We start from the raw sequence: 16,937 nt of genomic DNA, 5'->3' as shown, positions 1-16,937 counted from the left end.
ATGATGCCGATCCGGCTGGCCGTCCTGGCCCTGATCGCGACGGCCGGGATTGCCCGCGCCGAGAAGGTGACCGATTTCACGCTGCAGAACGGCATGGAGGTGGTGGTGATCGAGGATCACCGCGCGCCGGTCGTGGTGCAGATGGTCTGGTACAAGGTCGGTGCCGCCGACGAACCGCCCGGCAAGTCCGGGATCGCCCATTTCCTGGAGCACCTGATGTTCAAGGGCACCGACGCGGTCGGCCCGGGCGAGTTCTCGAGGATCGTCGAGGAAAACGGCGGGTCCGACAACGCCTTCACCTCCTGGGATTACACCGCCTATTTCCAGCGTGTCGCCGCCGACCGGCTGGATCTGATGATGCAGATCGAAGCCGACCGGATGACCGGGCTGAAGCTGTCGGAAGAGGATGTCGCAACCGAGCGCAACGTGATCCTCGAAGAGCGCAACCAGCGCACCGAGAACGACCCCGGCGCGCTGTTTTCCGAACAGCGCAACGCGGCGCAGTACCTGAACCACCCCTACGGCATCCCGATCATCGGCTGGCGCCACGAGATGGAGGGGCTGAGCCGGGCCGACGCGCTGGCCTATTACCGCACCTTTTACGCGCCCAATGACGCGGTGCTGGTGGTTGCGGGCGATGTCGAGCCCGAAGCGGTGAAAACAATGGCCGAGGCCCATTACGGCCCGCTGGCCCCATCGGAGACGCTGCCGCCGCGGCTGCGCCCGCAAGAGCCGCCGCAGCTGGCCGCCCGGCATCTGACCTTTGAGGACCCGCGCGTCGCCCAGCCCTACGTGATCCGCACCTATCTGGCGCCCGAACGCGACCCGGGCGATCAGAAACAGGCCGCCGCTCTGACCTATCTGGCCGAGATGCTCGGCGGCTCGGGCACCAATTCGGTGCTCAGCGACAAGCTGCAATTCGACAGCCGCACCGCGATCTACAGCTCGGCCTTCTATGACGGGCTGTCGCTCGACAAGACCACCTTCGGGTTTGTCGTGGTGCCCGCCGAGGGCGTCTCGCTGGGCGAGGCCGAGGCTGCGCTCGACAAGGCTTTGGCCGAGTTTCTCGATCAGGGCGTCGATCCGGCGTTGTTCGAAAGCATCAAGACCCAGTTGCGCGCCTCGGAATTCTATGCCCGCGACAATATCCAGGGGCTGGCCCGGCGCTATGGCGCGGCGCTGGCGGTGGGCATGAGCGTCGAGGATGTGCAATCCTGGCCCGAGATCCTGCAGGAGGTCACGCCCGAGGACGTGATGGAGGCGGCGCGCGCCGTTCTGGACCCGCGGACCTCGGTCACCGGCTGGCTCGAAACCCCGCCCGGCGTCGCGCCCTCCGACGCGCCTGCCACGATTCCCACGGGCTCGCAGGAGGTGACCCAATGATCCGCGCCGTCTTCAGCAGCTTCGCCTTCGTCCTGCTCGCCGCGCTGCCGCTGCGGGCCGAGGTCGAGATCCAGGAGGTCACCTCGCCCGGCGGCATCCATGCCTGGCTGGTCGAAAGCCACGAGGTGCCCTTCGTCTCGGTCGAGATCCGGTTTCAGGGCGGGGCCAGCCTCGATGCGCCGGGCAAGCGCGGCGCCATCAACCTGATGACCGGGTTGCTCGAGGAAGGGGCGGGCGAGATGGATGCGCGCACCTTCGCCCGCGAACGCGACGCGCTGGCGGCAAGCTTCCGCTTCGATGTGAGTTCGGATTCGCTGGCGGTCTCGGCCCGGATGCTGACCGAGAACCGCGACCGGGCGGTCGGGCTTCTGCGTCAGGCTCTGGTCGCGCCGCGCTTCGATCAGGACGCCATCGACCGGGTGCGCGCCCAGGTGATCTCGGGCATCCGCTCGGACGCGACCGATCCCAATGCCATCGCGGGACAGACCTTCGACCGGATCGCCTTCGGCGACCACCCCTATGCCACCCCGATCAGCGGCACCGAGGCCAGCGTGAATGCCCTGACCCGCGACGACCTGATCGCGGCCCGCGACCGGGTGATCGCCCGCGACCGGCTGTATGTGGCCGCCGCAGGCGACATCTCGGCCGAAGATCTGGGCAAAATGCTCGATACGCTTCTCGGCGATCTGCCCGAGACCGGCGCGCCGATGCCGGGGCCCGCGCCCCTGAACCTTGCGGGCGGGGTGACCGTGGTGCCCTTCGACACGCCGCAATCGGTGGCCGTGTTCGGCCAGCGCGGGCTCGACCGCGACGATCCCGATTTCTTCGCGGCCTTCGTGATGAACCAGATCCTCGGCGGCGGCGGCTTCGGCGCCCGGCTGATGGAAGAGGTCCGGGTCAAGCGCGGGCTGACCTATGGCGTCTATTCCTACCTGATGCCGATGGATCATGCGGCGCTGATCATGGGTCAGGTCGCCTCGGGCAATGACAAGATCGCCGAGGCGGTCGAGGTGATCCGGGACGAATGGGCGCGGATGGCCGAGCAAGGCGCGACCGAAGACGAGCTTGCGAAGGTCAAGACCTACCTGACCGGCGCCTATCCGCTGCGCTTTGACGGCAACGGCCCGATCGCGCGCATTCTCGTCGGCATGCAGATGGAGGGGCTGACGCCCGATTACGTCAAGACCCGCAACGACAGGATCCGCGCCGTGACGCTCGACGATGTGCGGCGCGTGGCGGCAGACTGGCTCGATCCCGCGCATCTACAGTTCATTGTGGTGGGTCAGCCTCAGGGGCTTGAGACCACCAACTGACCCCATGGTCGAATCGGCGGGGGGCGTGCTAGAAATTGTGGCATGACCTCCCCCGCCCCCAACATTCGCCCGGCCCCCCCAATAATTCGTCAGCTTGACGAAGCCGCCATCAACCGCATTGCTGCGGGCGAGGTGGTGGAACGTCCCGCCTCGGCGGTGAAGGAGCTGGTCGAGAACGCCATAGATGCGGGCGCGCGCCGGGTCGAGGTCGCCTATGCCCAGGGCGGCAAGGGGCTGATCCGGGTCACCGACGACGGCTGGGGCATGGCGCCCGGGGATCTGCCGCTGGCGCTGTCGCGCCATGCGACCTCGAAGATCGACGGTTCGGACCTTCTGGATATCCGCAGTTTCGGCTTTCGTGGAGAGGCACTGCCCTCGCTGGGGGCGGTCGGGCGGCTGACCATCACCTCGCGCCGCGACGGCGCCGAGGCCGCGCGGATCGCGGTGACCGGCGGCGCGGCCGGGCCGGTGACACCGGCGGCGCTGAACCGGGGCACCGTGGTCGAGCTGCGCGATCTTTTCTTCGCGACGCCCGCGCGGCTGAAATTCCTGCGCAGCGACCGGGCCGAGGCGCAGGCCATCGGCGATGTGGTGAAACGGCTGGCGCTGGCCGAGCCCTTCATCGGCTTTTCGCTGCGCGACATGTCGGACGGCGGCGAGGGCCGCGTGATCTTCCGCGCCGATGCGCAGACGGGCGATCTGTTCGACGCGCTTTATGGCCGGGTCGTCGCGGTGATGGGCCGCGATTTTGCCGAGAACGCGCTCAAGATCGAGGCCGAGCGCGAAGGCTTCGGCCTGACCGGCTTCGCCGCCCTGCCGACCTATTCGCGCGGCGCGGCGGTCGCGCAGTTCTTCTTCGTCAACGGGCGTCCGGTCCGCGACAAGCAGCTGATCGGGGCGCTGAGGGCCGCCTATATGGACGTGCTCAGCCGCGACCGGCATCCGGCGGCGGCGCTGTTCATCGATTGCGACCCGCATCTGGTCGATGTCAACGTCCACCCCGCCAAGGCCGAGGTCCGCTTTCGCGAGCCGGGCATCGTGCGCGGTCTGATCGTCTCGGCGCTGCGCCATGCGCTGGCCGGGGCCGGGCACCGGGCGTCCAGCACCGTGGCGGGCGCGACGCTGGGGGCGATGCGGCCAGAGCCTTCCGGCCCGCCGCGGGTCTACCAGATGGACCGCCCCTCGCCTCGCGCGCTGAGCCTGTCCTATGCCGCGCAGGCCCCCGCCGCGCCGGAGGCGCCGCTGGCCGAAGGCTTTGCCGAACCGTCCGCCCGGTTCGAGACCGCAGCCCCTGCCCCCGAGGCCGAGGCGCTGCCGCTGGGCGCCGCCCGGGCGCAATTGCACGAGAATTACATCATCGCCCAGACCGAACGCGGCATGGTCATCGTCGACCAGCATGCCGCCCATGAGCGGCTGGTTTACGAGAAGCTGAAACGCCAGATGGCCGAGCGGGGCATCGCGGCGCAGGCGCTGCTGATCCCCGAAATCGTCGAGCTGTCAGAGGGCGACATCGCCCGGCTGATGGAGGATGAGGCCGACCTGACCCGCATGGGCCTGACCGTCGAGCCCTTCGGCCCGGGCGCCATCGCGGTGCGCGAGACGCCCGCTTTGCTGGGCGAGGTCGATGCCGGGGCGCTGATCCGCGACATCCTCGACGAACTGGCCGATCAGGGCGACAGCCAGACCCTGCAGGCGCGGCTTGACGCGATCCTCAGCCGGGTGGCCTGCCATGGCTCGATCCGCTCGGGGCGGCGGATGCGCGCCGACGAGATGAACGCGCTTCTGCGCGAGATGGAGGCGACGCCGCTGTCGGGCCAGTGCAACCACGGCCGCCCGACCTATGTCGAACTGAAACTGTCCGACATCGAACGGCTGTTCGGGCGCACATGATCGAGGTCTTGGGCCAGGCCTATGCCTATGACGATCCTGTCGTGCTGGCGGCGGGCGGGGCGGCGGCGCTGATCCTGTTGGTGCTGGGGCTTCTGATCGCGGCGGTGCGCCGGGCCGGGCGCTCGGCCGAAATGGCCGCGCCGCTGATCTACCAGATGGACCGGCTGGCGCGGCGGGTCGATGCTCTGGGCGAGGGGCAGCAGCGGCTGGCGGGCGGGCTGACCCATGTGTCCGAGGCGCAGGCGGCGGCGCAGGCCAACATGCTGCGGCTGATGGAAAGCCGTCTGGCCGAAGTCACCGAACGGATGAACCGCAATCTCGAAGGCGCCTCGCGCCGCACCGCGCTGTCGCTGGGCGAGTTGCAGGAACGGCTGGCCACCATCGACCGGGCGCAGGAGAATATCGAAAAGCTGTCGGGCAACGTGCTGTCTTTGCAGGACATCCTGTCGAACAAGCAGACCCGGGGCGCCTTTGGCGAGATCCAGCTGGCAGATATCGTCGGCAAGGCGCTGCCCAAGGACAGCTATGTGCTGCAGGCGACGCTGTCGAACGGCAAGCGGGCCGATTGCCTGATCCGGTTGCCGAAGCCGCCCGGGCCCATCGTGGTCGATTCGAAATTTCCGCTGGAAGCCTACGAGGCGCTGCGCCGGGCCGAAACCCAGTGGGACCGGCAAGAGGCCGCGCGCGCCTTCCGCACCGCCGTCCGGACCCATATCCGGGCAATCTCGCAGAAATACATCATTGCCGAAGAAACCGCCGACGGCGCGCTGATGTTCCTGCCCTCCGAGGCGGTCTATGCGGAACTGCACGCCAATTTCCCCGATCTGGTGCGCGAAAGCTTCGAGGCACGGGTCTGGATCGTGTCGCCCACCACCTGCATGGCGACGCTGAACACGATGCGGGCGATCCTCAAGGACGCGCGGATGCGCGACCAGGCAGGCGCCATCCGGCGCACGCTGCGCCAGTTGCATCGCGATGTCGAACTGGTGGCGGAACGGGTCGACCGGCTGACCACCCATTTCGGTCAGGCCCGCGCCGATCTGGAAGGCATCGGCGTCGCGGCCGAGCGCGCGGGCAAGCGCGCGGCCCGGCTCGACAACCTCGATTTCGAGGAGTTGGGGGCCGAGCAGGACGAGATGATGCCGCCCCTGCCCCGGCCCGCCGAATAGGGCGGCCGATCAGATCCCGATGAAGGGCTGCGCCAGACGCGGCAGCAGGCCGTGGAATTTCAGCGGCGCGTCGGTCGCGGCCAGACAGATGCAGTCGGGGCCGGGGGCGGCAACCGGTGTGTGGTCGAGGTCTTCGCCCGCAACCTCTACATCGCCGCGCCCGTAGCGGCCGCCCGCATCCTCGAAGGCGCCCTGCAGCACCAGCGTCAGTTCCATCCCGCCATGGCCGTGATCGGGCATCGCCATGCCCGCGGGGATATACAGCAGCCGCACGGTCGCGTCCCGGGCGGTGGGCAGCACCGCCTGCCGCACCCCGCCGCCCAGCGCGCGCCATTGAACCGCATCCGCATCGCCGCCCACATAGTCGCGCAGCGGCATCGGAAAGACGCCACCCTCGGCGGGCGCGGGCGCGTCGATGCGGTCGTCCTCGGGCATGGCCGCGATCAGCCGGAGCGTCGCGGCAAGGCTGTCCTCGGCCATGGCAACGGACGGGTCCGAATCCTCGAGCACCGCGCCGCCCACCGCCTCGTATCCGGCCAGCCGGGCCCGGCACTCGTCGCACAGCGATACATGGGTCGCGACGACCAGCCCGAAGGCCTCGGGCAGGCTGCCCGAAGCATGGGCCATCAGGATATCGTCGGTCAGGTGGTGGGTGATGGGCGTCGTCATGGGTCCGGTCGCATCCTCATGTCATCTCCTGGCGCAGGCGATCCAGCGCCAGCCGTATCCTCGATTTGATCGTGCCAAGCGGCAGGCCGGTTTCCGCCGCGATCTCGCGATGCGAGAGTTCGCCGAAATAGGCCCGTTCGATCAGCACCCTCTGGGCCTCGGGCAACGCCTGAAGCGCGCGCCCGAGCTGTTCGCTTTCCTGTTGCAGGGCCAGCGTCTCGGTCTGGTCGGGCTCGTGTTCCGGGCCCCAGGGCAGATCCTCGGGTTCGGGATGCCGCTGCTTGCGCAGCGCGTCGATCCGCCGGTTGCGGGCGATGGTGAAGATCCATGTCGCCACGCTGGCCCGTTCCGGGTCGAACAGATGCGCCTTGCGCCAGACCGTCGCCATCACCTCCTGCGCACATTCTTCCGCCAGGGCCGCATCGGCCCCGGATTTCATCAAAAACGCCTTCACCCGGGGGGCGAAATGCGCGAACAGCCGGGCAAAAGCGGTCTGGTCCCGCTCGTCCCGGATGCGTGTCACGCACGTCACCCATCTGGTGTCGGCCGTCTGTCTTTCACTCACGACGTCAGCCTCGGTCCTGCGCAGAAATGGTTCATTTCTCCCAAGATAGGGCGGTGCCCTCCTGGCTTCATCCCCAAACTGGCTGGCCTGCAAGCCGTGCATCATGGTCGTGTTACGCAGCAGACGCCGATCCGGATCACCGCGATGCCGAAAAAAACGCCAGCCTGCCGCCGGAACGGGACGGAACGGTGCGGGACAAAGGCGCCCAGGTTCTGGACAGACGCCCCCGAAGGCCCATATCCGAGCACGGGGCAGACAGGAGCATAACGCAATGGCAATCGACACCGCCGCAGGGCATCGCCGGCGCATCGCCGTGATCGGGGGCGGCATCTCGGGGCTTGGCGCGGCGCATCTGCTGGCCGAAAGCGCCCGGGTGACGCTGTTCGAGGCCGAGGGGCGACTGGGCGGGCATGCCCGCACGGTGCTGGCGGGCCGACAGGGCGACCGGGCGGTGGATACCGGCTTTATCGTGTTCAACCGGGTGAACTACCCGCATATGGTGCGGCTGTTCGAAAAGCTCGGCGTGCCGGTGGCGAAATCCGACATGAGCTTCGGCGCCTCTTTCGATGGCGGGGCCTTCGAATACGGGCTGAGAAACCTCCGCGCGGTCTTCGCCCAGCCCGCGAACGCGCTGAACCCGCGCTTCTGGGGCATGCTGCGCGATGTCACCCGCTTCAATGCCCGCGCACGGGACGAGGCCCGCGATCCGTCGGTTTCCTTAGGCGATTTCCTGGCCGCGCTCGGGACCGGCGACTGGTTCCGCGACCGCTATCTGCTGCCCCTTTCGGGCGCGATCTGGTCGACGCCAAGCCAGGGCATCCTCGATTTCCCGGCCCAGGCCCTGGTCAACTTCTTCGACAATCACGCGCTTCTGAGCACCTCGGGCCAGCATCAGTGGTACACGGTCGAGGGCGGGTCGGTCGAATATGTGCGCAGGCTCGAGGCCGCGCTGGCCGCCCAGGGCGTCGAGATCCGCAAGGCCGCGCCGGTCGCGGCGGTGCGCCGCGATGCCGAGGGCGCCGAGATCCGCGCCCAGGGCGGCGCGTGGGAGCGGTTCGACGAGGTGGTCTTTGCGACCCATTCCGATGACAGCCTGGCGATGCTGGCCGATGCTGCGCCCGAGGAACGCGCGGCGCTGGGGGCCGTGCGCTATCAGCCGAACGAGGCGGTGCTGCATGCCGACCTTTCCGTGATGCCCAAACGCCGCGCGGTCTGGTCGAGCTGGAACTACGCCGAGGACTCCGGCGCCCGGGCCGAGCGGATCGACCTGACCTACTGGATGAACTCGCTGCAGCCGATCCCCGAGGACGATCCGCTTTTCGTCACGCTGAACAGTCGGCGGCCGATCCGGGACGACTTGATTTATGACACGGTCACCTTCCGGCATCCGGTCTATGACCGGGGGGCGCTCGAGGCGCAGCAGACGGTGCGGCGGATGAACGGCACCAACCGCACCTGGTTCTGCGGCGCCTGGATGCGCAACGGGTTTCACGAGGACGGGCTGGCAAGCGGCATCGAGGTGGCAGAGGCCATTCTGCGCGGGCGGCCCGAGGCGGTGGCGGCATGACGGCGGTTGTAGAGCATATCCGGGGCAAGACCTTTCACGAACGGCGCGGTCAGGTCGGGCACAAGCTGGCCCATACGGTCGATTACGTGCTTTTCGATGCCGAGGCCCAGGACCTGAAGGCGCCGCGCTGGTTCGGGCGCGAGCCCGGCAAGTCGATGGCGGTACTCGACAGCGATCACGGCGGTCCCAAGGGCCAGGGCCGCGGCGCGGCCTGGGTGCGCGAGGTGCTGAAGGCGCGCGATCTGTTCGCGATCCGCGGCAAGATCGAGCTGATGACCCTGCCGCGCGTCCTGGGCCACGAATTCAACCCGGTCAGCTTCTGGCTCTGCCATGACACCGAAGACCAGCTGCGCGCGGTGATCGCCGAGGTGAACAACACCTTCGGCGACCGGCATTGCTATCTGTGCTGCCATCCCGACCAGCGCCCGATCGAACCCACCGACATCCTGACCGCAACCAAGATCTTCCATGTCTCGCCGTTCCAGCCGATTTCGGGCGGCTATCGGTTCCGCTTCGACATCCGGCCTGACAAGGTCGGGATCTGGATCGACTTTTCCGCCGGGGGCGAGGAAGGACTTTACGCCACCCTGACCGGGCCGCGTCGGCCGCTGAGCACCTGGGCCATCCTCAAAAGCGCCCTGCGGCGGCCCTTCGGGTCGCGCCGGGTGATCGTGCTGATCTACTGGCATGCGCTGCGGCTGGCGTTGAAGGGCGCGAAATACCGGACCCGGCCCAAGCCGCCGTCCGAAGAGCTGACCTGATGCGGGCAGCCCCCCTGCCGGGCTACGCGCTTTTCGCGGCGATGCTGGCGGGGGCCGGGCTGCCCATCTACATCCACGCGCCCAAGGTCTATGTCGACCAGCACGGCGTCGGCCTTGCCGCGCTGGGCGCGGTGCTGTTCGGGCTGCGGCTGCTGGACGTGGTGCAGGACCCGGTGCTGGGCTGGCTGTCCGAACGGCTGCACCGCTGGCGGCCCGCCGCGGTGGCGGGGGCGGTCGTTCTGCTGGCGGCCTCGATGGCAGGGCTTTTCGCGGTGACGCCGCCGGTCGCGCCGCTTTTGTGGTTCGCGCTGACCCTGACCGGGCTGTTTACCGCCTTCAGCTTCCTGACCATCACCTTCTATGCCCAGGGCGTGGCCCGGGCGGGCCGGATGGGGCCGGGCGGGCATGTGCGGCTGGCCGCCTGGCGCGAGACCGGGGCGCTTCTGGGGGTCTCGGCAGCGGCGGTCGCGCCGACGCTGCTGATGGGGGTGACCGACGCGCCCTTCGCGGCCTTTGCCGCCGGTTTCGCCGTGCTGGCGGCGATCGCGGCGGTGGCGATGCGGCGCGACTGGACCCTGCCCGCGGCCCCCGGGCACTCGGACTGGCGCAGGGTTCTGGCCGATCCGGTCGCGCGGCGGCTGCTGCTTCTGGCGCTGGTGAACGCGACACCGGTCGCGGTGACCTCGACGCTGTTTCTCTTCTTCGTCGAAAGTCGGCTCGAGGCTCCGGGGCTCGAGGGACCCTTGCTGCTGCTGTTCTTCCTGTCGGCGGCCGCCTCGGCCCCTTTCTGGGGACTGGCCGCGCGCCGGGTCGGGGAAAAGCCCGCGCTTCTGGCGGGCATGGGCCTGTCGATCCTGGCCTTCGGCTTCGCCACGCTGCTGGGTCCGGGCGACACCCTGCCCTTCGCCGCGATCTGCCTGGCCTCGGGCGCGGCGCTCGGGGCCGACATGACGCTTCTGCCCGCGATCTTCGCCGCCCGGATGGCACGGATCGCGCCCAATGCCGGGCAGGCCTTCGGGCTTTGGTCCTTCGTGTCGAAATTCACCCTCGCGCTTGCGGCGGTGGCGCTGTTGCCGCTTCTGCAGGGGGCGGGGTTCCAGCCCGGAGAGGCCACCTCTCCGGCGCGGGCGCTGGTGGTTCTGAGCCTGCTTTACGCGGCCCTGCCCTGCGCCCTCAAACTCGTGGCGGTCGCGCTTCTGGTCGCGACCCCGCTCAACAGGGAGACGATCGGATGATCGCATTCGTCCTGGGGCTGGCGGTGGCGCTGGCCCTTGTCGCGCTCAAGACCCGCTATCTGGGCTTCGAGGCGCAGACCCCCGCAGATTACGACGGCAAGGGACCCGCCTTCGACCTGCGCCGCCATCTTGACGGCCCCATTCTTTGCGAGGGCGTGATCTACGGCCCGACCGGCCGCGTGGTGTCGCGCTTTACCGGGGATTTTCTGGCCCGATGGGACGGCAATACCGGAACGATGGCCGAGGAATTCCGTTATGACAGCGGTGCTACCCAAAGTCGCAGATGGACCTTCCGCCTTGAAAACGATGGGTCGATTACGGCCGATGCTCCGGATCTTGTCGGCTCCGGGCATGGCATGCAGAGGGGATCGGGGGTAAACCTCCGCTACCGCATCCGGCTGCCCGAGGATTCGGGCGGGCATGTGCTGGCGGTGACCGACTGGATGTATCTGATGGAAAACGGGGCGATCGTTAATCGCAGCCAGTTCCGCAAGTTCGGCTTTTTGGTCGCCGAGCTGGTGGCGACGATGCGCCCGAAGGAGGCCGCGTGACGACGGACTGGATCGGAAAACGCTACTGGATCATCGGGGCGAGCGAGGGCATCGGCCGCGCTCTGGCGGAACGGCTGGGGGCGCTCGGGGTCAACCTCGTGCTCAGCGCCCGCAGCACGGACCGGCTGGACGAGCTGGCAGCATCGCTGCCGCGCAAGGCCGATGTGGTCCCGGTGGACGTCACCGACGCGGCCTCGGTCAAGGCCGCGGTCGAAGCGGTCGGCGAGATCGACGGAATGATCTATGTGTCGGGCACCTACTGGCCGATGACGGCGCAGGACTGGAATGCCGAGCAGGTCGAGACCATGATCGACGTCAACCTGACGGGCGCCGCGCGCGTGCTGGGCCATGTCGTGCCCTGGTTCGTGGCCCGCGACCGCGGCCATATCGTGCTGACCGGCAGCCTTGCGGGCTATCGCGGGCTGCCGGGGGCCATCGGCTATGGCGCGTCCAAGGCCGGGCTGATGTCGCTGGGCGAAAGCCTGCAGGCCGATCTGCGCGGCACCGGCGTCAAGGTCCAGATCGCGAGCCCGGGCTTCGTCAAGACCCGGCTGACCGAAAAGAACGACTTCACGATGCCGTTCATCATGACGCCGGAAGAGGCCGCGCATGAATATGTCGAGCTGATGATGTCGGACGCGATGTCGCGCAGCTTCCCGACGCTGTTCTCGTGGATTCTGCGGCTGACCCAGCTGCTGCCCGACTGGATTTATTTCCCGCTTTTTGCACGCAAGGGCTGACGCTTGCCCTTGCCTCCGCGACGGGCGCAGGCGACACTGTGCGCCCGTGCCGGAGGAGAAGACGACCCATGGAAGAGCTCTTGGAAATCAGCCCCAGCAAGGTGGTGCAGGTGATCTTTCAGGCCCGCGAGAAACGCCTGGGCGAGGCCGAGCTGCGCGGCTTCATCGCGGCGATGAACGAGGACGAAAAGGCAAGCCTTGTGGCGCTGACCTGGATCGGCCGCGAAACCTTCGACGCGGACGAGCTGGAAGAGGCGATCGAGACCGCCAAGGCCGAGGCGACCACGCCGACCGAGGACTATCTCGTGAACATGCCGCTTTTTGCCGACTATCTCGAAGCCGGGCTTGAAGCCATCGGGATCAGCCCGGCCGATGTCGAAGAGGATTTCTTCGACCGCTAGGCACCGGCCCGGCACCGCGTCTTCACCACTGGTGCACGGCACCCGCCCGGGCGGGCCATCCTCCCGTTACGGAAAGCAAAATTTCCCACAGCTGCCCGCCTCGCGCAATTATCCAACCTTTCCCTTGACCCGGGTTTGGGCTTGCGCAAATCTGCCATCAACGCCCGGATGTGGAGGGGGGCCCAACGGGGCCTTATGTCCGGGCGCGATGAGGAAACCATGCGCAGGAACGCAGTCGATGCGGCCGGACCATCCGGCCTCGTCGCTGCGGCCCGATCGGTCGGGGCGCGCAGGCCGGACCCGGACAGACCCGCGGGCAACGCGGGCAGGTCCGGGGTCTGGCGAAGGGGGGAGGACGACCTTTGGCGGCACCTGGCGCGTCTGCGCACGATCCCTGTTCCATTCCGGCGCTGCTGGCGCGCAACGTCGCGCTTTACGGCGACCGCCCGGCCTATCGCGAGAAGGAATTCGGGATCTGGCAGTGCTGGACCTGGGCCGAGGCGGCGGACGAGATCCGCGCCATGGCGCTGGGCTTTCTGGCGCTGGGGATGGCGCGGGGCGACCATGTCGCCGTGATCGGCCGCAACCGGCCCGCGCATTACTGGGCGATGGTGGCCGCCCAGATGTGCGGCGCGGTGCCGGTGCCACTGTATCAGGACGCGGTGGCCGAAGAGATGGCCTATGTGCTGGACCATTGCGGCGCCCGCTTCGTCGTGTGCGGCGATCAGGAACAGGTCGACAAGGTCATCGAGATCCGCGACCGCGCGCCCGGCGTCGAGCATGTGCTTTACAACGACAAGCGCGGCATGCGGAAATACGACCACAGCCATCTGAACTGGCTGCACGATATCGGCGACGAGGGCCGCGCGGCGCATCGTCGGCTGGAACCCGAGCTTGACGCGCGCATCGCCGAGCAGACCTGGGACACGACCTGCGTCATGCTTTACACCTCGGGCACCACCGGCAAGCCCAAGGGCGTGGTGCTGTCGAACCGCAACATCATCGAGACCGCGAAGGCCTCGGTCGCCTTCGACCATCTGGGTCAGGACGAGGAGGTTCTGGCCTATCTGCCGATGGCCTGGGTCGGCGATTTCATCTTCTCCATCGGTCAGGCCATGGTCGCGGGTTTCTGCGTCAACTGCCCCGAAAGCCCCGACACGATGATGACCGACCTGCGCGAGATCGGGCCCACCTATTTCTTCGCGCCGCCCCGGATCTTCGAGACCATGCTGACCAGCGTGATGATCCGGATGGAGGATGCGGGCGACCTGAAACACGCATTGTTCAGGCATTTCATGGGCTTCGCCAAGGGCACCGGCGAACGCTTCGGGATGCCGCGCTATCGCCGCAAGCAGTCGCGTCCGACGCTGAGGCGCCGCGTCCGCTGGATCTACCGCTATGCGATGGGCATCGGATTCGCGATCGAGACCCTGGCCGAGAACGCGGTGCGCGGCTTCTTCGTGCGGCTGCGCCACCCGCTGGAGGCGCGAAAGCACTACCGGGCGCGGGGGCCATTGCTGAACCTTTATCCCAAGCCGCTGCGCGACTATTTCGACTACCGCACCGGCGAGGTGCTGATCTACGGGCCGCTCAAGAACACGCTGGGCCTGTCGCGCATCCGGGTGGCCTATACGGCGGGCGAGGCCATCGGCCCCGAGATCTTCGACTTCTACCGCTCGCTCGGGATCAACCTGAAACAGCTGTACGGCCAGACCGAGGCCTCGGTCTTCATCACCCAGCAGCCCGACGGGCAGGTCCGGTCCGACACGGTCGGCGTACCGAGTCCCGGGGTCGAGGTGAAGATCGGCGAGAGCGGCGAGGTTTTCTATCGCAGCCCCGGCACCTTCGTCGAATATTACAAGAACCCCGAAAGCACCGCCTCGACCAAGGATGCCGAGGGCTGGGTCGCAACCGGCGATGCCGGTTTCTTCGAAGAGGCCAGCGGCCATCTCAGGATCATCGACCGCGCGAAGGATGTGGGCCGGATGTCCGATGGCGCGCTGTTCGCGCCCAAATATGTCGAGAACAAGCTGAAGTTCTTCCCCGACATCCTCGAGGCGGTGGTGTTCGGCGCCGGGCGCGAGATGTGCACCGCCTTCATCAACATCGACCTCACCGCGGTCGGCAACTGGGCCGAGCGCAACAACATCGCCTATGCGTCCTATCAGGAACTCGCGGGCCACCCCCGCGTCCTTGAGACGATCAAGTCGCATGTCGAGGAGGTCAACCGCTCGCTGGCCGGGGACGAGATGCTGTCGGGCTGTCAAGTCCGCCGGTTTCTGGTGCTGCACAAGGAGCTTGACGCCGATGACGGCGAGCTGACCCGCACCCGCAAGGTCCGCCGCCGCATCATCGAGGAGAAATTCGCCGATCTGGTGGCCGCGCTCTATGACGGCTCGGCCGAGAAATACACCGAAACCGAGGTGACGTACGAGGACGGGCGCAAGGGGCGCATCCGGGCCACGCTCAAGATCCGGGACGCGCGCAGCTTCCCGGCAGAATTCCCGAGGAAGGTGGCCGCGGAATGACCGAGAACCGACCTACGATCCCGATGCCCTCGCTCGACTGGCAGATCCCGTTCGGACGGGCCCAGAAGGACGTGCTCTGGGCAAGCTTCGCCCTGCTGACCGCGATGGTGGCCCTCGGCGCCGGTTTCTGGGCCCTGGCCGCGGTCTTTTCGCTGGCGCTGGCGGTCTTCGCCCAGATCCGGGTGCCGCAGGAACCGCCGACGCCCGAAGGCGGCCGCCTCGCGCCGCTGTCGCATGCGCTGCGCTACGGGCTGGCCAATCTCGTGACCATGGTCTTCGTCTACGGCGCCGCCACCGTGCTGGGTTCGGGCGTCCGCATGGCGATGACGAAACTCCTGGCGGCGATATGAACCGGATGGTGCCTCCGCCCCCCACCCCTTCGCATGTGACCGAGGATGGCCGCGCCATCGGCCCGGTGCTGATGGAGCTGAGAAACATCACGCTCCGCTTCGGGGGCGTGGTCGCGATCAAGGACATCTCCTTCGATATCCGCGAGGGCGAGATCCGCGCCATCATCGGCCCGAACGGCGCGGGCAAGTCCTCGATGCTGAACGTGATATCGGGCTTCTACCGGCCAACCGAAGGCGAGGTCTGGTTCGAGGGCGCGCGGCGTCCGCCAATGCGCCCCTACAAGGTCGCGCGGCAGGGGATCGCCCGGACCTTCCAGAACATCGCGCTCTTTTCCGGCATGTCGACGCTCGACAACATCATGACCGGGCGTATCACCCGGATGAGATCCTCGCTGCTGTCCCAGGCGCTGTGGTGGGGTCCGGCCGAGCGCGAGGAAAGCGCGCACCGCGAGGCGGTCGAGAAGATCATCGACTTCCTCGAGATCCAGCATATCCGCAAGACCCCGGTGGGCCGTCTGCCCTACGGCTTGCAGAAGCGGGTGGAACTGGGCCGGGCTCTGGCGGCCGAGCCGCGGCTCTTGCTGCTGGATGAACCCATGGCCGGGATGAATGTCGAGGAGAAGGAGGACATGTCGCGCTTCATCCTCGATGTGAACGACGAATTCGGCACCACCATCGTGCTGATCGAGCATGACATGGGCGTGGTCATGGACCTGTCCGACCGGGTGGTGGTGATGGATTACGGCCGCAAGATCGGCGACGGCCCGCCCGAGGAGGTACGCGCCAGCAAGGACGTGATCGACGCCTATCTGGGGGTGGCCCATGACTGATCTGCTTTACGCCGTCGAGGTGATGATCAACGGGCTGATGGCGGGGGTGCTTTATGCGCTGGTGGCGCTGGGCTTCGTCCTGATCTTCAAGGCCTCGGGCATCTTCAACTACGCGCAAGGGGTGCTGGCGCTGTTCGCGGCGCTGACGCTGGTCGGGTTGCAGGAGGGACAGGTGCCCTTCGCCCATCTGATCAACGCGGCGCTCGGCACCGATCTGCATCATTTCGGCTGGCAGCTTCCGGCGGTGGTGGCGATCGTGCTGACGGTGGGGGTGATGGTGCTGCTGGCCATCGCCATCGAGCGGCTGATCCTCAAGCATCTGGTCAACCAGGCGCCGATCATCCTGTTCATGGCGACCATCGGGCTGGCCTATTTCCTTGAAGGGTTCGGCGACATCATGTGGGGCGCCGACATCAAGACGCTGGATGTGGGGCTGCCACAGGGCGGCAGCGCCTGGCTTGAACAGGCCACCGCGGGCTGGGGCAGCGACGAGTTCTACGGCTTCTTCATCGACAGGCTCGACATCGTGGCGACGCTGGTCGCGGCGGTTCTGGTGATCTCGCTGACCCTGTTCTCGCAGTTTTCCAAGCAGGGCCGGGCGCTGCGGGCGGTGGCCGACGATCATCAGGCGGCGCTGTCGGTCGGCATCTCGCTGCGCTTCATCTGGGTGCTGGTCTGGTCCATCGCGGGCATCGTCGCGCTGGTCGCGGGCATCATGTGGGGCGCCAAGTCCGGTGTACAGTTCAGCCTGTCGCTGATCGCGCTGAAGGCGTTGCCGGTGCTGATGCTGGGCGGTTTCACCTCGATCCCGGGCGCCATCGTCGGCGGGCTGATCATCGGGGTCGGCGAGAAGCTGTTCGAATTCACGGTCGGCCCGATGATCGGCGGCGCGACCGAGAACTGGTTCGCCTATGTGCTGGCGCTAGTCTTTCTGGTGTTCAGGCCGCAGGGCCTGTTCGGAGAGAGGATCATCGAAAGGGTCTGA

16 protein-coding genes are annotated in these 16,937 nt (G+C 67.6%); 14 read left to right on the top strand and 2 right to left on the bottom strand.

The genetic code is table 11. The annotated features are described in order from the left end of the window. Positions 1-3: 3 nt before the first annotated feature. Genes DSD19_RS07865 through DSD19_RS07850 form a run of 4 tightly spaced genes read left to right on the top strand, consistent with a single transcriptional unit; the run spans position 4 to position 5,755 of the window. A complete protein-coding gene (locus tag DSD19_RS07865; protein WP_113669234.1) occupies positions 4-1,383 on the top strand; it encodes a pitrilysin family protein in 1,380 nt (459 codons plus the stop codon). Next, on the top strand, positions 1,380-2,696 hold the full coding sequence (locus DSD19_RS07860; RefSeq protein WP_113669172.1) for a pitrilysin family protein: 1,317 nt from the start codon (positions 1,380-1,382) through the stop codon (positions 2,694-2,696). Before DSD19_RS07865 ends, DSD19_RS07860 begins: the two co-directional genes overlap by 4 nt. 42 nt (positions 2,697-2,738) lie before the next feature. Continuing rightward, on the top strand, positions 2,739-4,586 hold the full coding sequence (mutL, locus tag DSD19_RS07855; protein ID WP_113669171.1) for a DNA mismatch repair endonuclease MutL: 1,848 nt from the start codon (positions 2,739-2,741) through the stop codon (positions 4,584-4,586). Further along, entirely contained in the window at positions 4,583-5,755 is a 1,173-nt protein-coding gene (locus DSD19_RS07850; protein WP_113669170.1) for a DNA recombination protein RmuC, read from the top strand. Before mutL ends, DSD19_RS07850 begins: the two co-directional genes overlap by 4 nt. 9 nt (positions 5,756-5,764) lie before the next feature. Here the strand turns inward: DSD19_RS07850 and DSD19_RS07845 are convergent, their stop codons facing one another. Both DSD19_RS07845 and DSD19_RS07840 read right to left on the bottom strand, forming a co-directional pair. Further along, positions 5,765-6,424 (bottom strand): ChrR family anti-sigma-E factor, encoded by a 660-nt coding sequence (locus DSD19_RS07845; protein WP_113669169.1) that lies wholly within the window; start codon positions 6,422-6,424, stop codon positions 5,765-5,767. 16 nt (positions 6,425-6,440) lie between these two features. After that, complete coding sequence (locus tag DSD19_RS07840) at positions 6,441-7,094, bottom strand: sigma-70 family RNA polymerase sigma factor (RefSeq protein ID WP_081381977.1); 654 nt, start codon at positions 7,092-7,094, stop codon at positions 6,441-6,443. A 166-nt stretch (positions 7,095-7,260) separates the two neighbouring features. Here DSD19_RS07840 and DSD19_RS07835 point away from each other — a divergent pair, with 166 nt between their 5' ends. The 10 genes from DSD19_RS07835 (at position 7,261) to DSD19_RS07790 (ending at position 16,937) form a co-directional block, all read left to right on the top strand. After that, positions 7,261-8,556: an NAD(P)/FAD-dependent oxidoreductase gene (locus DSD19_RS07835; protein ID WP_113669167.1), complete on the top strand. Its 1,296-nt coding sequence runs from the start codon at positions 7,261-7,263 to the stop codon at positions 8,554-8,556. Next, positions 8,553-9,317, top strand: coding sequence for a DUF1365 domain-containing protein (locus tag DSD19_RS07830; protein WP_113669166.1), 765 nt, complete (start codon positions 8,553-8,555; stop codon positions 9,315-9,317). The genes DSD19_RS07835 and DSD19_RS07830 overlap by 4 nt, the downstream gene beginning before the upstream one ends. Then, positions 9,317-10,552, top strand: a complete 1,236-nt coding sequence (locus DSD19_RS07825) for an MFS transporter (RefSeq protein ID WP_113669165.1) — start codon at positions 9,317-9,319, stop codon at positions 10,550-10,552. Before DSD19_RS07830 ends, DSD19_RS07825 begins: the two co-directional genes overlap by 1 nt. Beyond that, positions 10,549-11,103: a DUF3833 family protein gene (locus tag DSD19_RS07820; RefSeq protein WP_113669164.1), complete on the top strand. Its 555-nt coding sequence runs from the start codon at positions 10,549-10,551 to the stop codon at positions 11,101-11,103. The genes DSD19_RS07825 and DSD19_RS07820 overlap by 4 nt, the downstream gene beginning before the upstream one ends. Beyond that, the gene (locus DSD19_RS07815; RefSeq protein ID WP_243627815.1) at positions 11,100-11,843 is read left to right on the top strand and encodes an SDR family oxidoreductase; all 744 of its coding nucleotides are present in this window, start codon (positions 11,100-11,102) and stop codon (positions 11,841-11,843) included. The genes DSD19_RS07820 and DSD19_RS07815 overlap by 4 nt, the downstream gene beginning before the upstream one ends. 68 nt (positions 11,844-11,911) lie before the next feature. Next, positions 11,912-12,244: a DUF3775 domain-containing protein gene (locus tag DSD19_RS07810; RefSeq protein ID WP_075783848.1), complete on the top strand. Its 333-nt coding sequence runs from the start codon at positions 11,912-11,914 to the stop codon at positions 12,242-12,244. Between the two features lie 362 nt (positions 12,245-12,606). Continuing rightward, positions 12,607-14,772, top strand: coding sequence for an AMP-binding protein (locus DSD19_RS07805; RefSeq protein WP_113669163.1), 2,166 nt, complete (start codon positions 12,607-12,609; stop codon positions 14,770-14,772). Then, a complete protein-coding gene (locus tag DSD19_RS07800) occupies positions 14,769-15,122 on the top strand; it encodes a hypothetical protein (RefSeq protein ID WP_113669162.1) in 354 nt (117 codons plus the stop codon). Before DSD19_RS07805 ends, DSD19_RS07800 begins: the two co-directional genes overlap by 4 nt. Positions 15,123-15,193: 71 nt before the next feature. After that, positions 15,194-15,952 (top strand): ABC transporter ATP-binding protein, encoded by a 759-nt coding sequence (locus DSD19_RS07795; RefSeq protein ID WP_243627823.1) that lies wholly within the window; start codon positions 15,194-15,196, stop codon positions 15,950-15,952. After that, on the top strand, positions 15,945-16,937 hold the full coding sequence (locus DSD19_RS07790; RefSeq protein ID WP_113669161.1) for a branched-chain amino acid ABC transporter permease: 993 nt from the start codon (positions 15,945-15,947) through the stop codon (positions 16,935-16,937). Before DSD19_RS07795 ends, DSD19_RS07790 begins: the two co-directional genes overlap by 8 nt.

The organism is Rhodovulum sp. BSW8 (assembly GCF_003314725.1).
GTDB lineage: Bacteria > Pseudomonadota > Alphaproteobacteria > Rhodobacterales > Rhodobacteraceae > Rhodovulum > Rhodovulum visakhapatnamense.
This window is presented reverse-complemented; position numbering and strand designations above follow the sequence as displayed.